Origin of the sequence: Pediococcus acidilactici (assembly GCF_016127815.1) — a bacterium.
Lineage (GTDB): Bacteria > Bacillota > Bacilli > Lactobacillales > Lactobacillaceae > Pediococcus > Pediococcus acidilactici.
The window spans coordinates 964,571-986,468 of sequence record NZ_CP066046.1; the positions used below are offsets into that span (position 1 = coordinate 964,571).

Sequence of the window (21,898 nt, forward strand, 5' to 3'; positions counted from 1 at the left end):
TTCCTCCGTTATTTAGCGTCGTACCAATTATTTCCCCATGAAGTTTCTACTTTTAACGGAACATCCAATTTAATTGCGGAATCCATCACTTTAGGAACTAATTCTTTAATAACGCTCATTTCCTCATCAGGCACTTCAAAAATCAATTCATCGTGCACCTGTAACAACATTCTGGTTTTCAACTGCCGTTTTTCTAACTCGTTTTGCATGTTAATCATTGCAATTTTAATAATGTCGGCCGCACTACCTTGAATAGGGGTGTTCATCGCAGTTCGTTCTGCAAATGACCGAACGCTAAAGTTCGAAGCGTGGATGTCAGGTAAGTACCGGCGCCGGTGGGCAATCGTTTCTACATAGCCCTTCTCGCGCGCAGTTTCTACCGAACCATCTACATATTTTTTTACTCCCGGATATTCTTTAAAGTAAGTGTCGATGAACCGTTTGGCATCCTTACGAGAAATCCCAATATTTTGGGAAAGCCCGTAATCACTAATTCCATAGACAATCCCGAAGTTAACCGCCTTTGCTTGGCGCCGAATGTTAGGAGTTACTTCACTAGCATCCTTCAAACCAAAAATCCGCACCGCGGTACTGGAGTGAATATCTTCGTCCTTCTTAAACGCTTCTTGTAAATGATGATCGCCCGTAATGTGTGCTAACACGCGCAATTCAATTTGCGAATAATCAGAAGATAAAATATGCCAACCTTCGTGTGACGGAACAAAGGCTTGTCGAATCTTCTTGCCTTCTTCAATCCGAATTGGAATATTTTGTAAATTCGGGTCTGTTGATGACAACCGCCCAGTTTGTGTCAAGGTTTGTTGGTAGGTAGTGTGCACCTTTTGATCCGTAGAATGAATCACCTTCAACAAACCATCCACGTACGTTGATTTAATTTTAGCGATCGTTCGGTAATCTAAAATGTGATCAATAATTGGCGAGTAGCCGCGTAGTTTCTCTAAGACGTTGACCGCTGTCGAATATCCGGTCTTGGTCTTTTTAATTACTGGAAATTCTAGTTTTTCAAATAAAATGTGTCCCAATTGTTTAGGCGAGTTAATGTTAAACTCTTCCCCAGCCTCTTGATGAATCTGGTTTTCCAACTCACTAAGCCGTTCGGTCAATTCGCTTTGCATAGCCCCTAAACGCTCGCGGTCAACCTTAATTCCGCTAATTTCCATCTTTGCCAGCACAATCGATAATGGTAGTTCAATTTTCCAATATAAATCGGCCTGTTGGTTGTTAATCAACTCTTCTTGCAAGCGCCGCCCTAGTTCACCAATTACGTCAATTTTGTGGGCGAGGTGCTCTAGTAAAACGTCTTTTGCGGGCACCGCCCGTTTAGCTCCGGTACCGTAAACTTCTGCATCGGTTTTAATGTCTTCAATGTCATGTTCGTGAGCAAGTTGCCCCAAATCATTAGAATTATCGTTGGTATCTAACAGGTAGGACTGTAATAAAATATCGTAGTTAATGCTATTTAAGGTCACGCCTAGTCGATGTAAACCTACGTAAGTACGCTTCCCATCAAAGACGTTTACGACCACCTTTTGGTTCGCTAATATTTCAGATAACGCGGGTTCTCGTAATAATTCAACGTCGTCGCTTACCCAAAGCTCTTTATCAGTTCCAATTGCGAATCCGCAAAATTCAGATAGGTGATAATTTTTCTCTGGCATTTCCAAATAGAAGTTAATTTCTTTCTCCCATTTGGTAAAGTCCGGTAACGTATCCTTCGTTAATACGTGATACGCTAATTTTTCACTTACCTTTTCTTCCGTTGGTTTATTTTGCTGTAACGCCGCTAAGAAAGTCCGGAACTTCATCTTTTGGTAGAACTCTTGTAAAAAGGTGATGTTTTTTCCGTCATACTTTAAATCCGCCAATCCGATTTCTACGGGAGCGTCCCGCTTAATGGTTGCCAACGTCTTCGAAGTGAAGGCTGCATCCCGATCCTCAATCAAGTGTTCCTTCATTTTGCTTGGTTTCAAATCATCCAAATTGTCGTAAAGATTCTCAATTGTCCCAAATTGCTTCAACAACTTGAGGGCGGTCTTTTCGCCGACCTTAGTTACCCCGGGATAATTATCGGAAGTGTCACCCGCTAGACCTTTTAAGTCAATAATTTGCTCAGGAGTGATTCCCAGCTTTTCTTTGACGTGGCGTGGCGTATACTCTTCGACTTCACTAACCCCTTTTTTAGTTACCGCAACAGTAGTTTCTGCACTACTTAATTGCGTTAAATCTCGGTCTCCGGTAACCACCACCACTTCGTAATCGTCACGTTCCGCTGCTAACGATAGGGTACCAATAATATCGTCAGCTTCATAATTAGGTAATTCATAAGTTTTGATACCGTATCCGGTCAGCAACTGTTTGATATAAGGCATCTGCTCTGATAACTCTGGCGGAGTTTTTGAGCGACCTCCCTTATAATCATCGTACATTTCCGTCCGGAAAGTCGTTTTTCCAGCATCAAAAGCAACCAATGCCGCCGTGGGCTGGTATTGTTTTAAAATGCTGTCCAACATTTTATTGAACCCAAAAATTGCGTTAGTGTGCAGTCCATCCGGATTCTTGAACTTTTCTAGCGAATTATGCAACGCGAAAAAAGAACGAAATGCAATACTGTTCCCATCAATTAACAATAACTTATCTTTTGCCATAGCTTCCTCCGTTTTCTATCTCCCTTAATCATACCAAAAACCGAAGGCCAACGTGAATAAGATTGACCTTCGGTTCTAAATGAAAATTAAATTTTTGATTAATCTCGACTCCAACCAAAAATGGTTAAGAAGTACTGGAATAGGTTAATGAAATCAAGGTATAAACTAAATGCCCCTTGAATGGCAAGTCCCGTTTCGGAAACCCGGTCGCCATAGCTCAAGTAAAGATTCTTCATCGATGCCGTATCAAACATTGACAAACCAGCAAAAATTACAATTCCAATCAAGGAAAAGAAGAACGTTACTGCGCTGCTGTGCAAGAAGAATAGGTTAATCACCGAAACGACCACCATTGCGATTAAAGCAGCCAGTAAATGCGTCCCCAACCGCGACAAATCGCGTTTAGTGGTTAATCCGATCACGCTCATCACGACGAACACGGCAGCTGCCGAGAAGAACGCTCCCGCAATCGTTCCAATGCTGAAGAGCATAAACACGCTGGAAAGCGTGATTCCAAAGAATCCCGAGAACGCAAACAACATTAAGAAACTAACCGTTGGATTTTGTAGCGCCGTCTTCTGCCCAAAAATCATGAAAAGAAATAGCGCAATGAAAATCAGCCAGATTCCCATCCGCCCTTGGCTTAGAAAGGTCATCACCGCTGGGCGCCATACTGTAGCGCCTAAATAAGCAATGATTCCAGAAAAAGCAACCGCGGCCGCCATCCAACCGTACATTTTAGTTAAAAATCGGTTTAAGCCGATTGTATTATTTATTACTCTTGGTTGTTGATCCAAATTGATCCCCCCATTTAAATCTTTCCCATATTGTAACAGGAAAGCAACTAAAAGGCTATCAATTAAAGTCAAGAAAGGTCAAATTTTTACTTTTCCTTAACCAAGGCTTTATAAGCATCTTCGTATTTTAAAATGTCGCCAGCTCCCATGAAAACTAGCACCGCATTGTGTTGGTTTGCTAACGCAGATAGGTCGTCTTCATGGATAATCTTTGTGTCATGACCAATTAAATTAGCCAAATCTTGTGACGAAACTTTCCCGTTTGCTTCACGAACTGAACCAAAAATCTCGGTCAAAACAACTTGATCGGCAAGGCTCAAGCTCTTAGCAAAGCCGTCTAGCAGCGCGGCTGTCCGGGTATAAGTATGTGGCTGAAATACTGCAACAATTTTCTTATCTGGGAATTCTTGCCGTGCCGCATCTAGGGTCGCTTTAATTTCTGATGGGTGGTGAGCATAATCATCAATCAAGATGTTATCACCTACCGTAGATTTCGAAAAACGGCGTTTAACTCCTTGATACGATAGTAATTCCTTTTGGACTAGTGCCAAATCAATCTTTTCAAAGTAAGCTACTGCAATTACGGCTAACGTATTGAGAACGTTGTGCTCGCCAAAAAGGTTGATTTTAAAATGTCCAATTGGTTCACCGCGGTGTTCCACGTCGAATTCTGATCCGGTCGTGGTCCGGACGATGTTTTTCGCCTGAAAATCATCATTGTCTGCAGTTCCATAGTAATAAACCGGAACATCAGCATGCAATTTCCGTAAGCTTGCATCTTCACCCCAAGCAAAAAGTCCCTTTTTAACTTGACTAGCTGCTTGTTGGAAGGCACTTTCAACGTCGGCCAAATCTTTATAGTAGTCGGGGTGGTCAAAATCAACGTTAGTCATGATCATATAGTCCGGATGGTATGCGATGAAGTGGCGACGATATTCGTCAGCTTCAAACACGAAAAACCGGGCATCGGGAACCCCTTTACCAGTACCATCGCCAATTAAGTAACTAGTCTTGTCTACTCCGCCAAGCACGTGAGCCAATAAACCAGTGGTGCTGGTTTTTCCATGAGTCCCCGCCACTCCAATACTGGTGTATGCGGCTAATAATTGTCCTAAAAATTCATGATAACGAACGACCTTTAAGCCCATTTCGCGAGCGCGTTTTATTTCAGGATGGTCATCAGTAAAGGCGTTTCCCGCAATCACCGTCAAACCGTCACGTAAGTTATCCGGGTTGAAAGGCAATACCTTAATGCCTGCCGCAGCAAGACCGTCTTCGGTAAAAACGTAGCCGTCTACGTCAGAGCCCTCAACTTGATAACCTTCATCATGTAAAATTAATGCTAAAGAGCTCATTCCGGACCCTTTAATCCCAATAAAATAATAAATTGTATCTTTATCCACCTTTACCACTCCCATAATAAATTGTTTTCAGTTTACCACAATATTAATCATCATTTTCTTCTGGGTGATAAAAAACTTCGCGAGGCTTAGAACCCCGTGATGCCGAAATATATCCTGATTCCTCTAACTGGTCAATAATCGTTGCCGCCCGGTTATATCCAATTGAGAAAACCCGTTGTAATTTTGAAGTTGAAATGGTGTCTTCTTGAGCAATGTATTCAAGGACGTCATCCATCAACTCGTCCGTGCTATTTAGTTCCGCGCTCTTTTCCTTCAGTTCGGTTGGGTTGAATGCATAATGCGGCGCCGCCTGTTCACGAACAAAATCAGCAATATCATCAATTGCGTCACTAATAAATGCTCCTTGTAAACGCACCGGATTGCTCTTTCCGTTACCAAGGAACAGCATGTCTCCTCGTCCAAGTAACCGTTCCGCTCCACTTTGATCCAAGATGGTTCGTGAATCTACTTGACTAGAAACCATGAACGCCACCCGGGTTGGAATGTTGTTTTTAATTAACCCCGTGACCACGTCCACGCTAGGTCGCTGGGTAGCAATCAGCAAATGAATTCCCGCTGCCCGCGCTTTCTGGGTGATCCGCACGATGTAATCTTGCACTTCAGCTGCCGAAACCATCATTAAATCAGCTAATTCATCAATAATCACCACAATGTATGGCATTTGGTTAGCATCGTCTCCTGCGCGACGGGCCTTTTCATTAAATTGTTCTAAGTTACGGGCTCCAGCAGCTGCCAAGCGTTCGTAACGTTGATCCATTTCGTTGGTGACCCACTTCAATGCGGCAGCTGCCGCTTGAGGATCCGAAATGACCGGTGCTAGTAAATGCGGCAGCCGGTTATACGGTGCCATTTCAACGGCCTTCGGATCAATCAGCAACAACTTCAGCATTTGCGGAGTTGCCTTATATAGTAAGGATACCAATACACTGTTAATGAACACACTTTTACCAGAACCAGTAGCACCAGCAATCAATCCGTGCGGCATTTTCCGTAAATCATAGACTTGCGGTTTACCAAATAAATCGACCCCTAGAGCGATCGTAAGTGGAGATTTACTTTCTTGAAATACAGGCGATTTAATAATTTCACTAAGCGGAACTGGCCGCGGATGCGGATTAGGAATCTCAATTCCAACGGTATTTTTCCCAGGAATTGGGGCCTCGATTCGAATATCCCGCGCCGCTAATTGCAGCTTTAAATCATCCGTTAAATTAGTGATTTTGTTAACTTTAACTCCGCGTCCAAGTTCAATTTCAAACTGAGTGACGGTTGGCCCCACCGTCCAGTTGACTACTTTAGCGGTAACTTCAAAGGCGTTTAACGCATCATCCAACCGCTGCGCTTGGTCGGCAACCCATTGGTCTTCATCTCCGTTTTGAACGACAGGATCCGGTAGTAGGTCTAAACTCGGAAAATGATACCCGAGCATTTGTTTAGTGGTTTCTTGCGCTACTGGAATTTGTGGTTCTTTAACCGAACGAGCGGGTTCCCATGCCGTTTGCCTTGGGTTAGTAACTTTTTTAGGTACTTCCACCGGCTGAGTAAAACTCTTCGACGTTACACTAGCCATTTTTGCCCGTTCGTCTAATTGTTGCGCCGAAGCCGGCGGAATTGCTGCAGACGGAGCGGTCGATTGAGTAACCGGCTTAGTTTCCGGTGCTCCCGGAGCAGCGCTTGCTAATGAATGACTTTGCTCCTCGCGCGAAGTCGTAGTGTCAGAATCGCTGGCCGCCGATTCATCAAGTACCGGGTCGTTTAACTCTTGGCGACTAGTTAGTTGGCGCTTGGCTTGATTCAATCTGGGTAAAGGTCGCCGAGTTAATTCGTAATTACTAATTGGCAACCGGAATCGACGTACAGGTCGACTATCAACCAAACTAGTCGATTCGGATTCCAAACGTGCTGAAGACCTAACTGTACTATTGAGATCACTCGCTTCGGTGTCAGGGGCTTGCGTTTGCGCCAATTTTTGCTGAATTGCGGGCGTAAATGGATGATCCGACTTCAACCTTTTCGCTGAATCCGTTGGTTTTCTAACCGAATGGTCGTCCATTTTGAGGCCTTTTTTGCGAAAAAAAGCCGGTCCATCGTATTTAACCATTTAAATCCTTCCCTTATTAGTCAAAAATATGATTTCCCTTTGCGAAATCAAAAGCCGTTCCTACTTCAAAATCATCTGGTAAAATTAAGGCACCCTTTTTCTGAGGTGCATTTTTTAAGTGCAGTTCTCGTCCGGAAGCAATCATCCCGTCACTAGAAACACCGCGCAGTTCACCAGGCCATATAATCATTCCATCTGGCATCATGGCGCCTACCTTAGCCACTACAACTTTAATATCAGCCTTCATGTTCGGCGAGCCGCTAACAATTTGAAGTGTTTCGCCATTGTCGACTTCGGTTTCGGTAATTTGAAGGTGATCGGAATCTGGGTGCGGCTTAACCGTTTTAACGTACCCAACCACGAACTTAGGACTTTCGTCAGCAACCAATTCATCTGCAAAACCTGCCTGCCGCAACTGTTCATTTAGCTTTGTAACTTGCGCGGCAGTTAAGGTAACCGGTCCGTGGCCATCTAACTCGGGTAACACGTTGCTAACTTCTAAGAAATTATATCCGGTGGTAACATTACTATCGGCGTCAAAAATCCGCACTACGTTATCCTTTTGCTCCACCGCCTGCTTTTCCGCGTCAGGGTTAACCATGGTAATTAAAATATCTCCCATTGTTTTTGGATTATAACTAGCTACTAACATCTCAATTCTCCTTAAATATTACTTTTTAATTCTCAAACCATTCCCATTAATGTTAGAATTAATGGAAAAGGAAGTGTTTTCATGTCATCTAAAACATCTGCGTTAACTGCACTAACCATCACCGCTTTAGCTTCGTTCGCCGTAGGCACGTTGGTGGCAACTCAGATTAAGGGACATCGTAAAGTTCGTCCCCAAGCCGCCCTTGCGCGTGTCCGGCGTTCTTTTGAAGAAGAGGGGCCCGTTGAAGGCGCTTGGATCGAGTCCAAGCCATCTCCCCTTAACCGGCATGGTCTAAAGGCCTCCGTATATTACGGCGGCATCACCAAATACGAAAATAACGAACTAATTCAATACGAGTTCATTGCCGACGCCTACACCGGCACAATTATCGACATTTACCGTCGTTAATTTCTTAATCATAACCAAAGCAAGCCGAGAAAAATTTTCTCGGCTATTTTTGTGTCTCTGCCGGTTTAGTTGCCTAATCTAAAAATGAGCAACTAACTTGTAAATTGGTTGGCCCTTTTCACTAAACTTGTGCTCGTATTCCGTTTCAACGTTGTCTTCGTTTTCGGGACTATTGTGTAAGTCTAACCAGACTCCTTCAAAAATCATCCCGTAATTATTGAGACTAGTCAATGAATACTCAAAAAGTCCCTGGTTGTCCGTTTTAAACTCTAATTTACCGTGTTCGACTAAAATTTGTTCGTAAACTTTCAAAAAGCTTTTATAAGTTAACCGCCGTTTTTCGTGCCGGGTTTTTGGCCATGGATCTGAAAAGTTCAAAAAGAGCTGGTCTACTTCACCATCTGCAAAATAATCGGTTAATTCTGCGCCATCCGCATGTAAAAATTGTAAATTAGGGAGTTCTTCTGCTAAGGCATTTTTTAGCGCAATCGCCACCACTGTCTTTTGAATTTCAATCCCAATAAAATTGTATTGGGGATATTTTTTAGCCATGTTGATGATAAACTGCCCTTTACCAGTCCCCACTTCGATCCAGAGTGGTTGTTGCTTAGCAAAACGTTCATGCCACTTTCCTTTATAAGCCTGTCCATTTTCAACAACCATTTCAGGGTGCTCCGCAATCAACTTGGGAGCCCACGGTTTATTTCTTACTCGCATAATTACCTCTTTTATCTGTGTATTTTTTTAATATAACGTGGTACTAACCACTGAGTTAGCAACCAGGCCGTAATCGCTTGGACCACGATTGCCCATCCTAAAAACGAGAGCGACCAATTAGTCACACAGCCGGCCAGCGTTAATAAAATCGCGCTTAATAGTATGATTCTTTTTAAGACGGATAACAAGCCCTTTTGTGCCATTTCTGCATCAACGGGGTACACTTGCACCATTGAATTTGCCTGAACGGGCCGGTAAACGTCTACTAATTGAATCACGATTAAATACGTGGTTAACGCGCCCACCATCAGTTTCAACCATTCCTGATCACTGTACGCAACAATTAGCATACCTACAATTAAGAGCCGGATCATCAAGCTTCCTAGGTCACCGCTCCGGACAATCATAATTGAGTATAAGTAAGAAAACATTGATGATTTTCCTGCCAAAAATTTTACTAAACCATCGGCATAGCGACGTCGTTTAGCCTTAACGGGCAAATTTTTCACGGTGGTAAATAAGCTGAAGAAGCGGTATAACCGTCTCATTCGTTTTTGTTCCGCATCGACCGCCGCCTGCCAATTAAAACTGCCCTTTTCCATGAGGCGGTTTAGGCGCTGCCATTCTAATACTAACCATCCCAACATAAGCACCGCGGCTATTAAAGGGAATCTTATGATTAAGCTAACAATAATCGCGTCAATGAGCAACGTGATTTTCCGGTCCCACCGCGGTCCTGCAAAGTAATAACCTTGATACCGAATTAATACGTTGGTAAAACTGCCTAATATAACTGTTAGGATGACCCCCACCACCAAGAATAATTGGTGGTAAGCCAAAGCTAACAGTGGAAAAAGCAACAGGATACCGATGCCAACCGGAATTAAAACTGAAATTAACGTCCGACGTAAAGATTTCCTTAAATAGGCAGAAATATCTTTTTCCTGGCTCATTAAAAATACCGGATCAGCATTTTTAAGCAAGAGCACTGGCTGCCCAGGCAAAGTTAGCAAAAAACTAACTGTCGCCACTAAAATCAGGCCATAATTTGGCAGAGGCTGTAAAGTTTTCAGCCAATTAGCGTACGCTAACCCTAAGCCGCCCCCAAAAAATAACAGGGCTAAAACTAAATGATCATTTAATACGTATTTTAAATATTTGAGAATTTCAGATTGGTAAGTTTTAGCTCGCTGCTGCCACAATTCACTCATGACGCTCACCCTTTGCAATCGACAAATAAATATCGTTCAAGCTAGCTGTGGGAGCATTAAACTGCGTTTGGAAGTCACCCAGTGTGCCAACCGCCTTTAACTGCCCTTCGTTAAGCAAAGCAAACCGGTCACAGTATTTTTCTGCCGTATCAAGCACGTGAGTAGACATTAGTACCGCTGCTCCCTGTCTTTTCTTTTCATTAATAATTCCTAGCAGGTCATCAATGGCTAACGGATCCAACCCTAAAAAAGGTTCGTCAATCACAAAAAGCCGGGCGTCAGTCATGAACGCACAAACAATCATGACCTTTTGGCGCATCCCTTTTGAGAAGTTTGCAGGAAACCATTCGAGTTTATTTGCCAAACGAAATTTTTCTAAAAGTTCCATGGCATTCTTCCACGCGACCTTTTCATCTAGGTTATAAGCTTTAATGGTAAGTTCTAGATGCTCTTTTAGCGTTAACTCGTCGTACAAGACCGGCATCTCGGGAATGTACGCCAACTGTGCTTTGTAAGCTGCCGGTTGCTGGCTTAGTTGGATATTATTCAAACTGATGGTTCCTTGCATGGGTTGCAACAAACCAATTACGTGATTAATGGTGGTTGACTTTCCGGCGCCGTTCAACCCAATCAAGCCGACCAATTCGCCTTCGTGCACTTCTAAATTTATATCTTTAATGACTGGCGTTTGCGTGTATCCACCGGTCAAATGCTCAATCTTTAGCGTCAATTTATAATCCCCAATCGTATTAAAAATCTCTCATCGATTATACCACATCCCGCTCGAAAACCCGGTCGTCAATCCGCACAATTACGCAATTTTCGTGTATAATTAGCCTGTATAAGACAAGTTTTGTATTGGAGGTAATTTTATGGACGAAAATTGCGTATTTTGTAAAATCATCACTGGCGACATTCCTAGTTACACCGTCTACGAAGACGACGTGGTAAAGGCTTTTCTAGATATTTCGCAAGGAACCCCTGGTCACACGTTGGTAATCCCCAAAAAACACGTGCCGGATATCTTTAGTTACGACCCTCAGCTTGCAGCCGACGTATTTTCCAGAATACCTAAGATTGCTAGAGCCGTTCGCGACAGTAACCCAGATATTAAGGGAATGAACATCATTAACAATAATGGCAAAATTGCTTACCAAAGTGTTTTCCATTCCCATTTCCACCTCGTTCCTCGTTATACCGACCATGATGATTTTGGCATGCGGTTCGTGGACAACAGTAGTCACTACGATGAAGCTCAATTAACCAAAATTCAAAATCAAATTAAAGATAAATTAGGTGAATAACATGGCAAAAAACAAGCGGCACCCTTGGCTAAAAGGAATTGTAGGTTCTTGGGTAGGTTGGCAAACGGTTAAATACGTTAGCCAACACCCCCACTTCTTAAGGGATTTAAAGCATTCGGTAAAAAATTATGCTCAAGCCATTAGCGATTTTGGAGACGCTCTCCAAAGTCTACGTTTAAACACGGCTCAAATGAAGGTTGAACTAAAAAAGAGTGAAAAGACCCTTAACGAAATTCAGCAATCGGTTAACCGTTTTCAATACAAACTCGAACCTCGGATGGCAAAAATCAACGAACTGCAAAAACATCTCAGTAATGAACTTAATCAGGTGCAAAAGGAAGTTGTTGCTAAAAAAAGAAAATGAGCCAAATTTTTTCTTAAGATTATCCGAAAAAGTTTATCGAAACCTTAATTATGTTATGATAGGTGCTGAGTTTAACTAATACTATTGTTAGGATGTGTGGATTTAATGAAAAAAGTTTTACTTGGATTCGCTAGCATTGCGATGGCTTTTACCTTAGCTGCGTGTGGTAGCAAGACGGTTGCCACTACTTCAGGTGGTAAAATTACTCAAGATGAGTATTACAGCAGTTTGAAGGACACTTCAAACGGTAAGCAAGTTTTACAAGAAATGATTGTTAATAAAGTTCTTGAAAAACAATATGGTGATAAGGTTACTAAGAAAGCCGTTGATAAACAATACAATACTTATAAGGATCAATACGGTTCTTCATTCAAGGATGTTTTAGCTTCAAACGGCATGACCGAAGCTTCCCTTCGCAAACAAATTCGTTCGAACTTGTTATTGAAAGAAGCCGTTAAGGACAACGACAAGATTAGTAGCTCAGACCTTAAGAAGGAATGGAAGTCATACCAACCAAAGGTTACTGTAGCGCAGATCTTAGTTTCTAAGAAATCAACTGCCGAAGACGTTATTAAACAACTTAACGACGGTAAGGATTTTGCTAAATTAGCTAAGAAGTATTCTACAGACTCATCAAGCAAGAATAAGGGTGGCAAAATTGCGCCATTCGATGACACTAACACTACTTTAGATTCTGACTTTAAGAACGCCGCATTTAAGCTTGACGAAGGTAAGTACACTACTAAACCCGTTAAGACTCAATACGGTTACCAAGTAATTAAGATGATCGACAAACCTGCCAAGGGCAAGATGTCCGACCATACTAAAGAACTAAAAGAACGAATCTGGAATGAAGACATGAGCGATAGTGCTACCCTCCGCAAAGTAATCACCAAGGTACTTAAGAAGGGCAACGTTACTATCAAGGATAAAGACCTTAAGAACGTCTTAGATGATTACTTAGGTAGTTCTTCATCTTCATCGACAAGCAGTAAATAGTTTATATACAAGGCGTGTCCCAAACTTTTGGTAGTTTGGGAACCCTAACTTGAATCGGCGACTATACCTAAATCTGGCGTAGTTGCCGATTTTTGGTTAAAGAGCCTGAACTGAAACTTAATCCGCTAAACTAAAAACGCTCCTCAAGAATTTTTAAATTTCTTGAGAAGCGTTTTTTACTTTTGGATCCACTGATCTTAATTAATAAGCTCGGTACTATCAAATAACCCAATTACTTAGTTTGTGGCTTATAGAACCGCCGTCCATTCATTCCAAAAATTCGTTCACTAAAATGACCCTCATCCGTATTCTTTAAAGCTCCCGAGACCATTTGGATTTGGGCATCTAGGTCATCTAGCGAATGAAGCACCACTGCTTCAAGCATGTGGGGCTCGATTGGTGACCCGTATTCCCGTAATCCATGGTGGGAAACTAACAGATGACGTAATACCACTAAAGATTCTCCATTCGGATCAATTTTCAGTGCTTGAGCAGCCTCCACTACCTCTTCGTCAATAATTACAATATGCCCCAGAAGGTTCCCCTCCACCGTATATTGAGTAGCAACCGGTCCAGAAAGTTCGATGGTTTTACCTAAATCATGCAAAATTGCGCCGGCAATTAATAACGACTGATCAATATTTTCATATTGCTGTGCAACCGCCTTGGCCAATTTAACGATTGATAAAGTATGGAAAGCTAATCCTCCCTCAAAAGCGTGGTGATTCGACTTAGCCGCCGGAAAATCAAAGAATTGCTGATCATACTTCTTTAGTAAGTAACGGACCACCCGGTTCCAATCCGGATTATTGATTTCAAATACTAATTGCGCAAAGGCTTCCCGCAATTCAGTCACCGAAACCGGAGCTTTTTCAGTGTACGCCGTGGGGTCGGCAGGTTCTTCTTCGGTTGCCAGACGCATTGCCATAATTTTAACCTGGGGAGCTCCCTTATAAGTTTCACGTTTCCCCTTTAGAAGAACCACCCGCCCAGATTGAAATCGTTCAAAATCAGTGGCGGTTGCATCCCAATAATTCCCCCGAATTTCACCAGAACGGTCTTGGAAAACGAGCGAGATAAAGTCTTTGCCAGTCTTGGTCACCCGTTTTTCGGCGTTTTTAATCAGGACAAAAAGTTCCATTTCTTCGTCATTTTGAAAATCAATTAATTTTTTAGTCAAACCTGCGTTCCTCCCTTATTTTTCGTTTAGATCAACTACGTTACGTTGGTCTACCAGTTGATAAACTTCTTTTTTGGCCGAGAAGTAAATAATCTGGGTTTGTTGAGCAATTTGCTTAAGTAAACCAAATGTTTCCGCTAAACGTTGGTCATCAAAGGCTACAAAAGCGTCATCAATAATAATTGGCAGATCCACGGTATCCGCAAACGCCTGCATAAACGCAAAACGAATGGAAATATATAGTTGTTCCAAAGTTCCTTTAGACAGTTCCCCTAATTCATAAGCTTGCCCATTTTGATCAACCACGTGAATAGCATCGTCATTATCAAATTCAATTTGATGATAACGTTGGTTCGTAATTTTAGCAAAGTACTCGTTGGCTTGTTGAATAATTAAGGGCAGTCGTCCTTTGGTAGCCACTCCAAGGGTTTCATCAACCCACTTTGCCCCTAATTGTAGCGTTAACCACTCATCAATTAAATCTTTTAGCTCAGTTTCTTCTTCGGCAAGGGCTTGTTGTTCATTTAAAATATCAATTTGGTTCTTTAAACCGGTTAATTCCCCGATTCGCTGGGTTCGTTCATCCACTAGCGCTTGTTCTTGGGCCTTTAATTGCTGTAATTCGGCCGTTAGTTTGCTTTGTTGCGCTTGTAGTTCGGTAAGTTCCGGATACTTTTGTAATTCCGTCTGAATTGCGGGATCCACCGTTTTTTCTAAATCACGTAACCGGACCGCTTGTTTCTGTGCTTCAGTTAATTGCGCCAGCCATTCGTCAAAATGATCATCCAGTGGCGGAATTGCAAATTGCGCAAATTTAGTTCGTAATTGTTTTAATTCCGCCTGCTGCTCGTTCAAGTTTTGCGTCAAAATTTTCTGAGTCTGCACTTGGCTTTGCTGTTGTTGAATTTGCTGAATTCGCTCGGTCACCCATTTGGTAAGTTCGTTTAGCGATGGTTGGGACTGGGCTTCGTCAATTTGTAAGATTGGTTTTGCCGTTTGCCAAAAATCAGCAAGCTTCCCCCGTAAAACCGCTTGCCGTTGTTTAAGTTCAGCCAACCGTTGTTCGAGCTGGCGATAGTTCACCACTTCGTTTTGTAAAAATACCCACTCCGTCGCTGGAACCACGTCAAAACCAGTTTGGACACCAATTTGGCGAAGTTTTTCATCGATTTGCCGCCCACTTGCTTCCGCGGTTTGCAAATCGTCCACCGCATTGTCTGCTGGTTGGGCAGGCTGATCAACTTGCTTAACCACCCCGTATGCTCCCAAAATAATTACGGCTAGTAAAATTAGCTTAATAATTGCGTTAACCGGTAAGAAGAAATCAACCGCCGCTAAAACAACTCCCACGCCCCAAATCAGGTTACCGTTAGTCGACTTGTTCGTTGACGCAGTTTGCCGTGACGGCACACTTCTCAACTGGTTAACCTTAGCAGCCGCTTGAGCTTGTTCTTGCAAAAGTTGTTTAACTTGCTTAAGGGTGGCAGAATCCATTGGTTCCACGCTACCTAAGTCGACCGAATTATTCTCTTGTAATTCGGCAAGTTGGTTGGTTAATTCGGTTTGTTGCTGCTGTGCTTTATCTAATTCATCCCGATTAACCTTAGCTACCGGTAGTTTAGCTTGCAGATCCATTAACTGATCTAAATCATCCGCTTTCTGCGCTAAAGGCGGCAAGTTTTGTAGCTTTTGCTGAGTCCGTTGGCAATTTTCCTCTACTTTCCGAATTTGATCCGCTAGTCGACTAATTTGTCCTAAATCCAATTGCAAATCAGCTTTAGATGCCTTTTGAACTCTTTGCCGTAACGTAGTGATTTTTTGGTAGTTACTCCACGCGTCTAATAATTTTTGCTGGTGGCTAGTTTGCTTGGATAATTGACTAATTTGCTGCCGGATTTCTTGTAATTCTGCGCGGTTTTGATCTTCTAAAGCCTTTGCACTTTGGTAATCCGGTAATTGATCACGGTCATCTTGTAAATGCTGTTTAGCTTTTTCATAATGCTTAATTTTTTTATCTAGCTCGCGGGTCCGTGAACTAGCCGTATGCATTTTATCAGCATCTTTTTTTAAATCTTTTTCAAATTGAATCCATTCTTCACTACCCACGGCGCCCATTCGTAAAATATGGCGACGCAAATCGTCCCGGTTTCCCAAGTCGTTAAAATCATCTAAGTCGCTTTGGTTAAAACCTAGTAAACGTTCGTATGTATGTTGGTCAATTGGGCCCAACATCTCACTTAAGAAATCGTTAGTAACCGTACTTTGATCAAGTAAATCCTTGATGGTTACCGTACCGCCATTTTTTCCCTTCACGCGCTCAATTCGATACGGGTGATTTTGGTAGTCAATTTCAATAGCCCCGCCATATCCAGCCGAACCACGTCCTTTTTTGGGTACGTATTTCAAATATTTGTTACTACCCCTTCCTTGGGCAAAACCAAAGAAGACGCTGTAAATGAACTGTCGCAGGGTTGATTTTCCGGCTTCATTAAGCCCGTAAAACACTTGTAAATCGTTTTGTAAATCAAACGTCACGTTCTGCCATTTACCAAATCCATAGATTTCAATTCGCTTAATTTTCATCGTTAATCATCCCCCAGCGCATTGCGTTGTTGTAGCATAATTTCAACTCGTTCGCGGAGTTCTTCTGGATTAAAATCGGCTTGGTAAGCTTCGGCGATAAAATCCAACTCCATTAGCCGCCCCAGTTGCTTTTGAACCGTTTTAGGCGTAAAAACCTGTTCAGCGGCCTGGTGCCAATAAGTACGGTCCAATTCGGAAAATACTGGCGTTTGCTCATCCACCTTCAGTAAAATGCGGTATACCCACTCTTCAGCGGAGTCTAATTGCTTTTGTAGCTGGGATAGTCCCAGGCCGTTACTTAATTCTTCCAAAACTTCGGGTGCCAAATGGTTACTTCCAGCTAAACTAACACTCATTAATTTAAAAGAAGGGGACGTAATGGTGCCGGCCTTTTGTAAGATGTTGCCCAATACGCTCTGAAAGTCCGCCCCCTCTTCAACAGCCACCGTCAAGCTCTGCCATTCCACCACGTCGCTACGGACAAATTCTACCTTAGCCTTTTGGTTAGGTTCCAAAGTAACGAGGCTGGCACCTTTCGCCCCAGTCTCATTAATGTGTCGTCCCTGCGTATTTCCAGCATAAGCGATTACGGGATCCTCGTGCAAAATCTGGCGCTTGTGGATGTGTCCTAAAGCCCAGTAATCGTAATTCTTATCTAATAATTGGCTAAGGGTAAACGGCGCGTACCTTGCTTCACTGGCATGTAACCCATCCATACTCCCGTGTAAAAGACCAATTTGAAAATCAAATTGTCCGTCATTAGTTGGGTACTCTTCAATTCGCGAAGTTACTTCCGCCCGTTTGGCGTAGCTAAAACCAGTTAACCCCACGATCGTTCCGTCCGTCGTCGTTAATTTTTTAGTTTCCACTTCTGGACCAAATATTGTGACGTTTTCTGGAAAGATAGTTGTTGGAATTTTAGCGTTAAGGTAATCGTGATTTCCGTAACTCAAAAAGACTGGTATTTGGGCTTGGTTTAGTATGTCTAACTGGTCCACCGCAAAACTCAACGTGTCAATATCAGGACGAGGATTATCAAATAGATCGCCCACAATGCAAACAAAGTCAACCCGTTGTTCGATGGCCGTCTGCACTAACTTTGCAAAAGCCGATTTTGTCGAATTAACCACTACCTTACGTAAGCGTTCCGGTATGTTTTTAAGGCCCCGAAACGGGCTACCTAAATGTACGTCCGCTACGTGCATAAACTTCATTTTTTGTCCCCCTTATCAGCATTACTTTTATCAAAAATAAGGCTGGAAAAAGTATCCTTAATCAAGGAATTTCTTTTCCAGCCTCTTTTTCATTTTATTATCATTACCAATTTTAAATCGGCCTACTACTTACGCAGCCATTTACCGAATGAACAACATCACGTTGCCGTCCCAGAATTATCCTTGATACAACTCTTGAATCGGCTTCATGATGATTTGATTAACATCATTAATCAACTGATTAAGACTCCGCTCTTTATCCATCAAGTCTTTAATCAAGTCCACTTTTTCGATTTCACCAGCGACTTCGTGAACCTTTTTAATTTCGTCTTCGGTTAACTCTTCGCCGTTCATTTGTTTTTGTTGAAGCGAACTTTGAATATCTTGAAACTTCTTATACAAAGCACTTGCGTTCTCGTCTTGTTGAACTTTTTCAAAAGATTGTTTCAAATTTTGGTATTCGTTGGTTAGACGGAGCTCTTGTTCCATTTTATTTGCGGTATCATAAATGTTTACAGTCATAGTGCGCCTCCTCTGATTTAACAGTTCAATTATATCATTTAGAACTAATTTTTAATACTGGAATCACTGCCCCATGATAAACTTTTTCGCGTCTTTGAAAAGTTCGCCAGCCTTTTCTTTAACACCGCTAGCACCTTTGGAAATACTGTCTTTAATGGAAGAAGTTCCATCTTCAATATTATCCCAAAGATTTCCTGCACTACTGTTGCCATTATTGTTTGCTAACGATGACGCAGATTTAACTTGGAACGTCGTGCCCTTGGTATTTGGTAGAATTTCGCTCATTTCGGCTTTGAACATGCTGTTCATCCCTACACCAGTTATATTTTCCAAATGGTGGTCTTTATTGGTGTCGTCAAATCCTTCCCAAGTAGCGACCACCACGTCCTTAGTGTAGCCAACCATCCATTTATCCCGGGTGGCTTCCGAATTCCCGCTTGTATCGGCTTCGGTACTACCAGTTTTACCAGCAATTGTATAGCCGCTTGGTTCCGCGCCGTACCCAGTTCCAGCGCTATCACCATAAACCCCCAGCATCATGCTGGTCATCTCATTAGCGACCTTCTTGGAAATTACCCGTTTCTTTTCAGGGGTGTTATTAACGATTGTCTTTCCAGAAGCATCCACGATTTTGCGGATAAAACGTGGTTTAGACATGTTTCCATCGTTAGCGAAGGCCGTGTATGCCGAAGCGAGTTGAATTGGGGATACCCCTTTAGTCAACCCTCCAAGAGCCATGGCAAGGTTTTTGTCGTCCTCACTCGGGTTAAGGCCAAATTTCTTAACGTAATCGTATCCCTTATCAACCCCGATTTTATTCAATAGCCAAACGGCCGGCGCATTTTTACTTTGCTCAAGCGCTTGATACATCGGAATCTTTCCAGAATACTGGTTGTTGTAATTTTCCGGTTTATAGTGGTTAGTCCCGTACGATTGCAATTTATCTTCCAAAATTGAACTGTACCGGTAACCACTAGCGAGCGCCGGCGCGTACACCGCGATTGGTTTCAACGTTGAGCCCGGTTGCCGTTTAATTTGGGTTGCCCGGTTATAACCCCGGAAGACGTGCTCGCCACGTCCCCCAACAATGGCTTCCACTCCGCCATCATCAGCATTAACCGCTACCGAAGCTGCTTGAACCTTAGTACCGTCGGTAGCATTGCTTGGGAAATTATTCGCGTTATCAAACGTATCCTGCATTCCCGCTTGGCTACCTTGATCCAGGTAGGTGTAAATCTTGTAACCGCGGTTCATGATGTCCGATTCAGTCAGGCCGTAACGGTTAATTGCTTCGTCAATCACCGCATCAAAGTAGTAGGGATACTTATAACCGTCTTCATTGGAGTAGTTATTAGACGTGACAATCGGGGTCTGCGCATAGCTTTTAGCTTGAGAATCCGAAATTTTTCCCGTCTCTGCCATCAAGTTTAAGACCACGTTTCGTCGAGAAAGTGCGTTTTTAGGGTGGTCATCCGGGTTATATGCACTAGGATTAGTTAGCATTCCCGCTAACACGGCGGCTTGCGGAACCGTCAATTCGGCAGCGCTCTCCCCAAAGTAACGTTCAGATGCATCCTGCACTCCCCAAACTCCATTACCAAAGTAGGCGTTATTCAAGTACATTGCCAAAATATCTTTTTTGGTATAAACATTTTCCACTTCAATTGATAAAAATAACTCTTTAGCCTTTCGCGTAAAGGTCTGCTGTTGGGACAAAAAGGCGTTCTTTACCAGCTGCTGGGTTAACGTGCTCCCACCACCGGAAATGTAATTGCGCCCCAACACCTTATTCATGCCGTACATCACGAAGGCCCGGGCAATTCCTTTCACCGAAAAACCGTATTCCTTATAAAAATTGCGATCTTCGGTAGCAATTACCGCATTTTGGACGTTAGGTGAAATTTTATCTAAATCTACCCAAGTTCCCTTTTGGGAATATAAGCTCCCCGCTTTTTCATTATGTTTGTCGTAAACTAACGTTGGCTGCGATAAGGCCGCTTTTAAATTTTTAACGTTTGCAGTTTTGGCTTGATACGTTAAAACTGCACTGGTGACAAAAATAACCGCTAAAACAATCACGATAATCCAGCGGGTTAATTGATAACGATGCCAGTACTTGTGTAAAAATGGGTGAATCTTTTGCCAAATCCAGCTAAAAAAGCCCCCAATTTTTTGCAGAAATACTTTAATCGCATTCCAAAAATTTTCCATTTAATATTACCTCATTACAGATTACGATACTGTTGGTATTTTATCATATTCTATAAGGTTTCCTTTACCTATGGAAGGTTTTTAAACTGGTCTTAATAAGTAAAAACGAGAAAGCCTCTCGTTGATCCCGTTAATTAGCCCGAATCTTCATCTTAAGAGTAAATTCTCTTAAAGCTTGCTAATTTCAAGAATTTGAGAGGTTTTCCCGTTGTTTAGTTAGTTTGCATTAGTTCGTTTAATTTTTGATTTAAAACGGTAGCTTCGTCAACGTCCGCACTGAAAATTACCAACGTATCAAATCCGGCAAGCGTTCCCCGAATTTCTTCAATATCGGCATCGTCAATCACCGCTGCCACCCGATTTCCGTGGTTAGGCTCAGTTTTAACAATGTTGATGAACTGGACTTGCGTAATTTTAGTCACGCTCTCTTGAAAAATTTCCCGAATAGGACTATTGTCCGGCTCAATTTGCTCTTTGGAGTCCATCACCCGGTACGTTAGTGCACCCGTAATGTCGGCCTGCTTAACTAAGTGCATTTCTTTAATATCTCGCGAAAGGGTTGCTTGGGTTGTCTTAATCCCCGCATCCGCCAGTGCCTGCAATAATTCCAATTGCGTAGAAATCGGTTTTTCGTTAATTAAATCTAAAATTTTCTCGCGTCGTACGTCTTTTTTCATAATTCATCCCCGTCCTAAATCAAATAAACGAAATCAATTTTCGATTATACCTTATCTTATTTTGTTGCTGAAGTTGTTTTACAACCGTCGTCACCGTTTCCGTAGTGGTCCCACTCAACACCGCTAAGTCTTTTAACAAAATTTGAAACGGAATTTGACGCACCGTCCCTCTTTTTTGTCCGTATTCAGCCTTTAAGCCGCTTAACACCTGGCAAACCCGTTGGGTGGCGTTCGAACTCGTAGTCTGTTCAATTAAGCTAGTTGTACGTTCAACTAGCCTTTCCATCCGCTGGATAAACGAAACTAGACAAGCGTAGTTATGAATAATCACCCGTCGGATTTCCGTTACCGGAACTATGTACACTTCTAAATCAGTGATCGCAATTGAATTATAACAGTATTCTTCCCCATTAAGAATGCCCCTCAGTGGAAAAATTGCCTGTGGCGTTAAAAATGATAAATATGTTAAGTCTCCCTCCGCATTCATTGCCGTAACTTTTACGTGACCTTCCTTCAAAAAATACACGTCACTAAGCTCATCCCCCTGATCAAAAATCCATTGTCCCCGGTGCACCCGTTTAAAACGCGTAGCTTCACTTAGTCGATCTAATTCCTGCATGGGTAAGTTTCCAAAATCTGGTTGAGCCATATAAAATTTTTTGATTTCCGTTTGGATGGTTGGCGAAATCATAGAAAAACTCCTTTTTTTAAAATTGATTTGACGCCTACTATGTTAGAAAAAAATTACCACCCCAGTAACTTGACGGTAAAGGACTAAAATCCGCAATTTTTGTTAAAAAAACTGTAGTTTGTCCATTATATTAAATTTTGGTGAGATTGATGTGCTTTTAATTAAGAGCACTCGCCC

Annotated in this window: 19 protein-coding genes; 4 read left to right on the forward strand and 15 right to left on the reverse strand. The window is 42.4% G+C overall.

All coding sequences use genetic code 11. The features are described from left to right. Positions 1-8: 8 nt before the first annotated feature. The 5 genes from polA to ytpR form a co-directional block, all read right to left on the reverse strand. Complete coding sequence (gene polA / locus I6H64_RS04865) at positions 9-2,666, reverse strand: DNA polymerase I (RefSeq protein WP_008841426.1); 2,658 nt, start codon at positions 2,664-2,666, stop codon at positions 9-11. Between the two features lie 98 nt (positions 2,667-2,764). Then, a complete protein-coding gene (locus I6H64_RS04870; protein ID WP_008841427.1) occupies positions 2,765-3,535 on the reverse strand; it encodes a Bax inhibitor-1/YccA family protein in 771 nt (256 codons plus the stop codon). Positions 3,536-3,549: 14 nt separating this feature from the next. Continuing rightward, on the reverse strand, positions 3,550-4,866 hold the full coding sequence (murC, locus tag I6H64_RS04875) for a UDP-N-acetylmuramate--L-alanine ligase (protein WP_036685279.1): 1,317 nt from the start codon (positions 4,864-4,866) through the stop codon (positions 3,550-3,552). A 43-nt stretch (positions 4,867-4,909) separates the two neighbouring features. Further along, the gene (locus I6H64_RS04880; RefSeq protein ID WP_056985015.1) at positions 4,910-6,988 is read right to left on the reverse strand and encodes a DNA translocase FtsK; all 2,079 of its coding nucleotides are present in this window, start codon (positions 6,986-6,988) and stop codon (positions 4,910-4,912) included. Between the two features lie 16 nt (positions 6,989-7,004). Beyond that, complete coding sequence (gene ytpR / locus I6H64_RS04885; protein WP_005916483.1) at positions 7,005-7,640, reverse strand: YtpR family tRNA-binding protein; 636 nt, start codon at positions 7,638-7,640, stop codon at positions 7,005-7,007. 81 nt (positions 7,641-7,721) lie between these two features. Here ytpR and I6H64_RS04890 point away from each other — a divergent pair, with 81 nt between their 5' ends. Continuing rightward, positions 7,722-8,048 (forward strand): PepSY domain-containing protein, encoded by a 327-nt coding sequence (locus I6H64_RS04890; RefSeq protein WP_002831359.1) that lies wholly within the window; start codon positions 7,722-7,724, stop codon positions 8,046-8,048. Between the two features lie 78 nt (positions 8,049-8,126). Here I6H64_RS04890 and trmB read toward each other — a convergent pair whose 3' ends face one another. Genes trmB through I6H64_RS04905 form a run of 3 tightly spaced genes read right to left on the reverse strand, consistent with a single transcriptional unit; the run spans position 8,127 to position 10,706 of the window. Beyond that, on the reverse strand, positions 8,127-8,765 hold the full coding sequence (gene trmB, locus I6H64_RS04895; protein ID WP_002831357.1) for a tRNA (guanosine(46)-N7)-methyltransferase TrmB: 639 nt from the start codon (positions 8,763-8,765) through the stop codon (positions 8,127-8,129). Between the two features lie 11 nt (positions 8,766-8,776). Continuing rightward, complete coding sequence (locus I6H64_RS04900) at positions 8,777-9,976, reverse strand: ABC transporter permease (RefSeq protein WP_036685281.1); 1,200 nt, start codon at positions 9,974-9,976, stop codon at positions 8,777-8,779. Next, positions 9,969-10,706, reverse strand: a complete 738-nt coding sequence (locus tag I6H64_RS04905; RefSeq protein ID WP_008841433.1) for an ABC transporter ATP-binding protein — start codon at positions 10,704-10,706, stop codon at positions 9,969-9,971. The genes I6H64_RS04900 and I6H64_RS04905 overlap by 8 nt, the downstream gene beginning before the upstream one ends. Positions 10,707-10,848: 142 nt before the next feature. Here I6H64_RS04905 and I6H64_RS04910 point away from each other — a divergent pair, with 142 nt between their 5' ends. From I6H64_RS04910 to I6H64_RS04920, 3 genes are all read left to right on the forward strand, one after another. Next, positions 10,849-11,280: an HIT family protein gene (locus tag I6H64_RS04910; protein WP_008841434.1), complete on the forward strand. Its 432-nt coding sequence runs from the start codon at positions 10,849-10,851 to the stop codon at positions 11,278-11,280. 1 nt (position 11,281) lies between these two features. After that, on the forward strand, positions 11,282-11,644 hold the full coding sequence (locus tag I6H64_RS04915; RefSeq protein WP_056985017.1) for a hypothetical protein: 363 nt from the start codon (positions 11,282-11,284) through the stop codon (positions 11,642-11,644). A gap of 105 nt (positions 11,645-11,749) precedes the next feature. Then, the gene (locus tag I6H64_RS04920) at positions 11,750-12,643 is read left to right on the forward strand and encodes a peptidylprolyl isomerase PrsA (RefSeq protein ID WP_036685286.1); all 894 of its coding nucleotides are present in this window, start codon (positions 11,750-11,752) and stop codon (positions 12,641-12,643) included. Positions 12,644-12,875: 232 nt separating this feature from the next. On the opposite strand, the gene I6H64_RS04925 is transcribed toward I6H64_RS04920, so the two are convergent. From I6H64_RS04925 to I6H64_RS04955, 7 genes are all read right to left on the reverse strand, one after another. Then, complete coding sequence (locus I6H64_RS04925; RefSeq protein ID WP_008841437.1) at positions 12,876-13,823, reverse strand: 3'-5' exoribonuclease YhaM family protein; 948 nt, start codon at positions 13,821-13,823, stop codon at positions 12,876-12,878. A 15-nt stretch (positions 13,824-13,838) separates the two neighbouring features. Then, positions 13,839-16,406, reverse strand: coding sequence for an ATP-binding protein (locus tag I6H64_RS04930; protein ID WP_008841438.1), 2,568 nt, complete (start codon positions 16,404-16,406; stop codon positions 13,839-13,841). A gap of 2 nt (positions 16,407-16,408) precedes the next feature. Then, entirely contained in the window at positions 16,409-17,620 is a 1,212-nt protein-coding gene (locus tag I6H64_RS04935) for a metallophosphoesterase family protein (RefSeq protein WP_008841439.1), read from the reverse strand. A gap of 177 nt (positions 17,621-17,797) precedes the next feature. After that, positions 17,798-18,142 (reverse strand): YlbF/YmcA family competence regulator, encoded by a 345-nt coding sequence (locus tag I6H64_RS04940; protein WP_002831341.1) that lies wholly within the window; start codon positions 18,140-18,142, stop codon positions 17,798-17,800. 63 nt (positions 18,143-18,205) lie between these two features. Beyond that, complete coding sequence (locus tag I6H64_RS04945; RefSeq protein WP_056985018.1) at positions 18,206-20,353, reverse strand: PBP1A family penicillin-binding protein; 2,148 nt, start codon at positions 20,351-20,353, stop codon at positions 18,206-18,208. Between the two features lie 212 nt (positions 20,354-20,565). Beyond that, positions 20,566-21,030, reverse strand: a complete 465-nt coding sequence (locus tag I6H64_RS04950) for an arginine repressor (protein ID WP_005916446.1) — start codon at positions 21,028-21,030, stop codon at positions 20,566-20,568. 19 nt (positions 21,031-21,049) lie between these two features. Continuing rightward, a complete protein-coding gene (locus I6H64_RS04955; RefSeq protein ID WP_008841443.1) occupies positions 21,050-21,721 on the reverse strand; it encodes a Crp/Fnr family transcriptional regulator in 672 nt (223 codons plus the stop codon). Positions 21,722-21,898 lie beyond the last annotated feature (177 nt).

Excerpts from the sequence above, each read along its gene's own strand:
- I6H64_RS04945 (WP_056985018.1), bottom strand. The coding sequence starts at position 20,353 with ATGGAAAATTTTTGGAATGCGATTAAAGTATTTCTGCAAAAAATTGGG.
- I6H64_RS04935 (WP_008841439.1), bottom strand. The coding sequence starts at position 17,620 with ATGAAGTTTATGCACGTAGCGGACGTACATTTAGGTAGCCCGTTTCGG.
- I6H64_RS04930 (WP_008841438.1), bottom strand. The coding sequence starts at position 16,406 with ATGAAAATTAAGCGAATTGAAATCTATGGATTTGGTAAATGGCAGAAC.
- I6H64_RS04880 (WP_056985015.1), bottom strand. The coding sequence starts at position 6,988 with ATGGTTAAATACGATGGACCGGCTTTTTTTCGCAAAAAAGGCCTCAAA.
- I6H64_RS04890 (WP_002831359.1), top strand. The coding sequence starts at position 7,722 with ATGTCATCTAAAACATCTGCGTTAACTGCACTAACCATCACCGCTTTA.
- trmB (WP_002831357.1), bottom strand. The coding sequence starts at position 8,765 with ATGCGAGTAAGAAATAAACCGTGGGCTCCCAAGTTGATTGCGGAGCAC.
- I6H64_RS04915 (WP_056985017.1), top strand. The coding sequence starts at position 11,282 with ATGGCAAAAAACAAGCGGCACCCTTGGCTAAAAGGAATTGTAGGTTCT.
- polA (WP_008841426.1), bottom strand. The coding sequence starts at position 2,666 with ATGGCAAAAGATAAGTTATTGTTAATTGATGGGAACAGTATTGCATTT.
- I6H64_RS04910 (WP_008841434.1), top strand. The coding sequence starts at position 10,849 with ATGGACGAAAATTGCGTATTTTGTAAAATCATCACTGGCGACATTCCT.
- I6H64_RS04920 (WP_036685286.1), top strand. The coding sequence starts at position 11,750 with ATGAAAAAAGTTTTACTTGGATTCGCTAGCATTGCGATGGCTTTTACC.
- ytpR (WP_005916483.1), bottom strand. The coding sequence starts at position 7,640 with ATGTTAGTAGCTAGTTATAATCCAAAAACAATGGGAGATATTTTAATT.
- I6H64_RS04950 (WP_005916446.1), bottom strand. The coding sequence starts at position 21,030 with ATGAAAAAAGACGTACGACGCGAGAAAATTTTAGATTTAATTAACGAA.
- I6H64_RS04955 (WP_008841443.1), bottom strand. The coding sequence starts at position 21,721 with ATGATTTCGCCAACCATCCAAACGGAAATCAAAAAATTTTATATGGCT.
- I6H64_RS04900 (WP_036685281.1), bottom strand. The coding sequence starts at position 9,976 with ATGAGTGAATTGTGGCAGCAGCGAGCTAAAACTTACCAATCTGAAATT.
- I6H64_RS04940 (WP_002831341.1), bottom strand. The coding sequence starts at position 18,142 with ATGACTGTAAACATTTATGATACCGCAAATAAAATGGAACAAGAGCTC.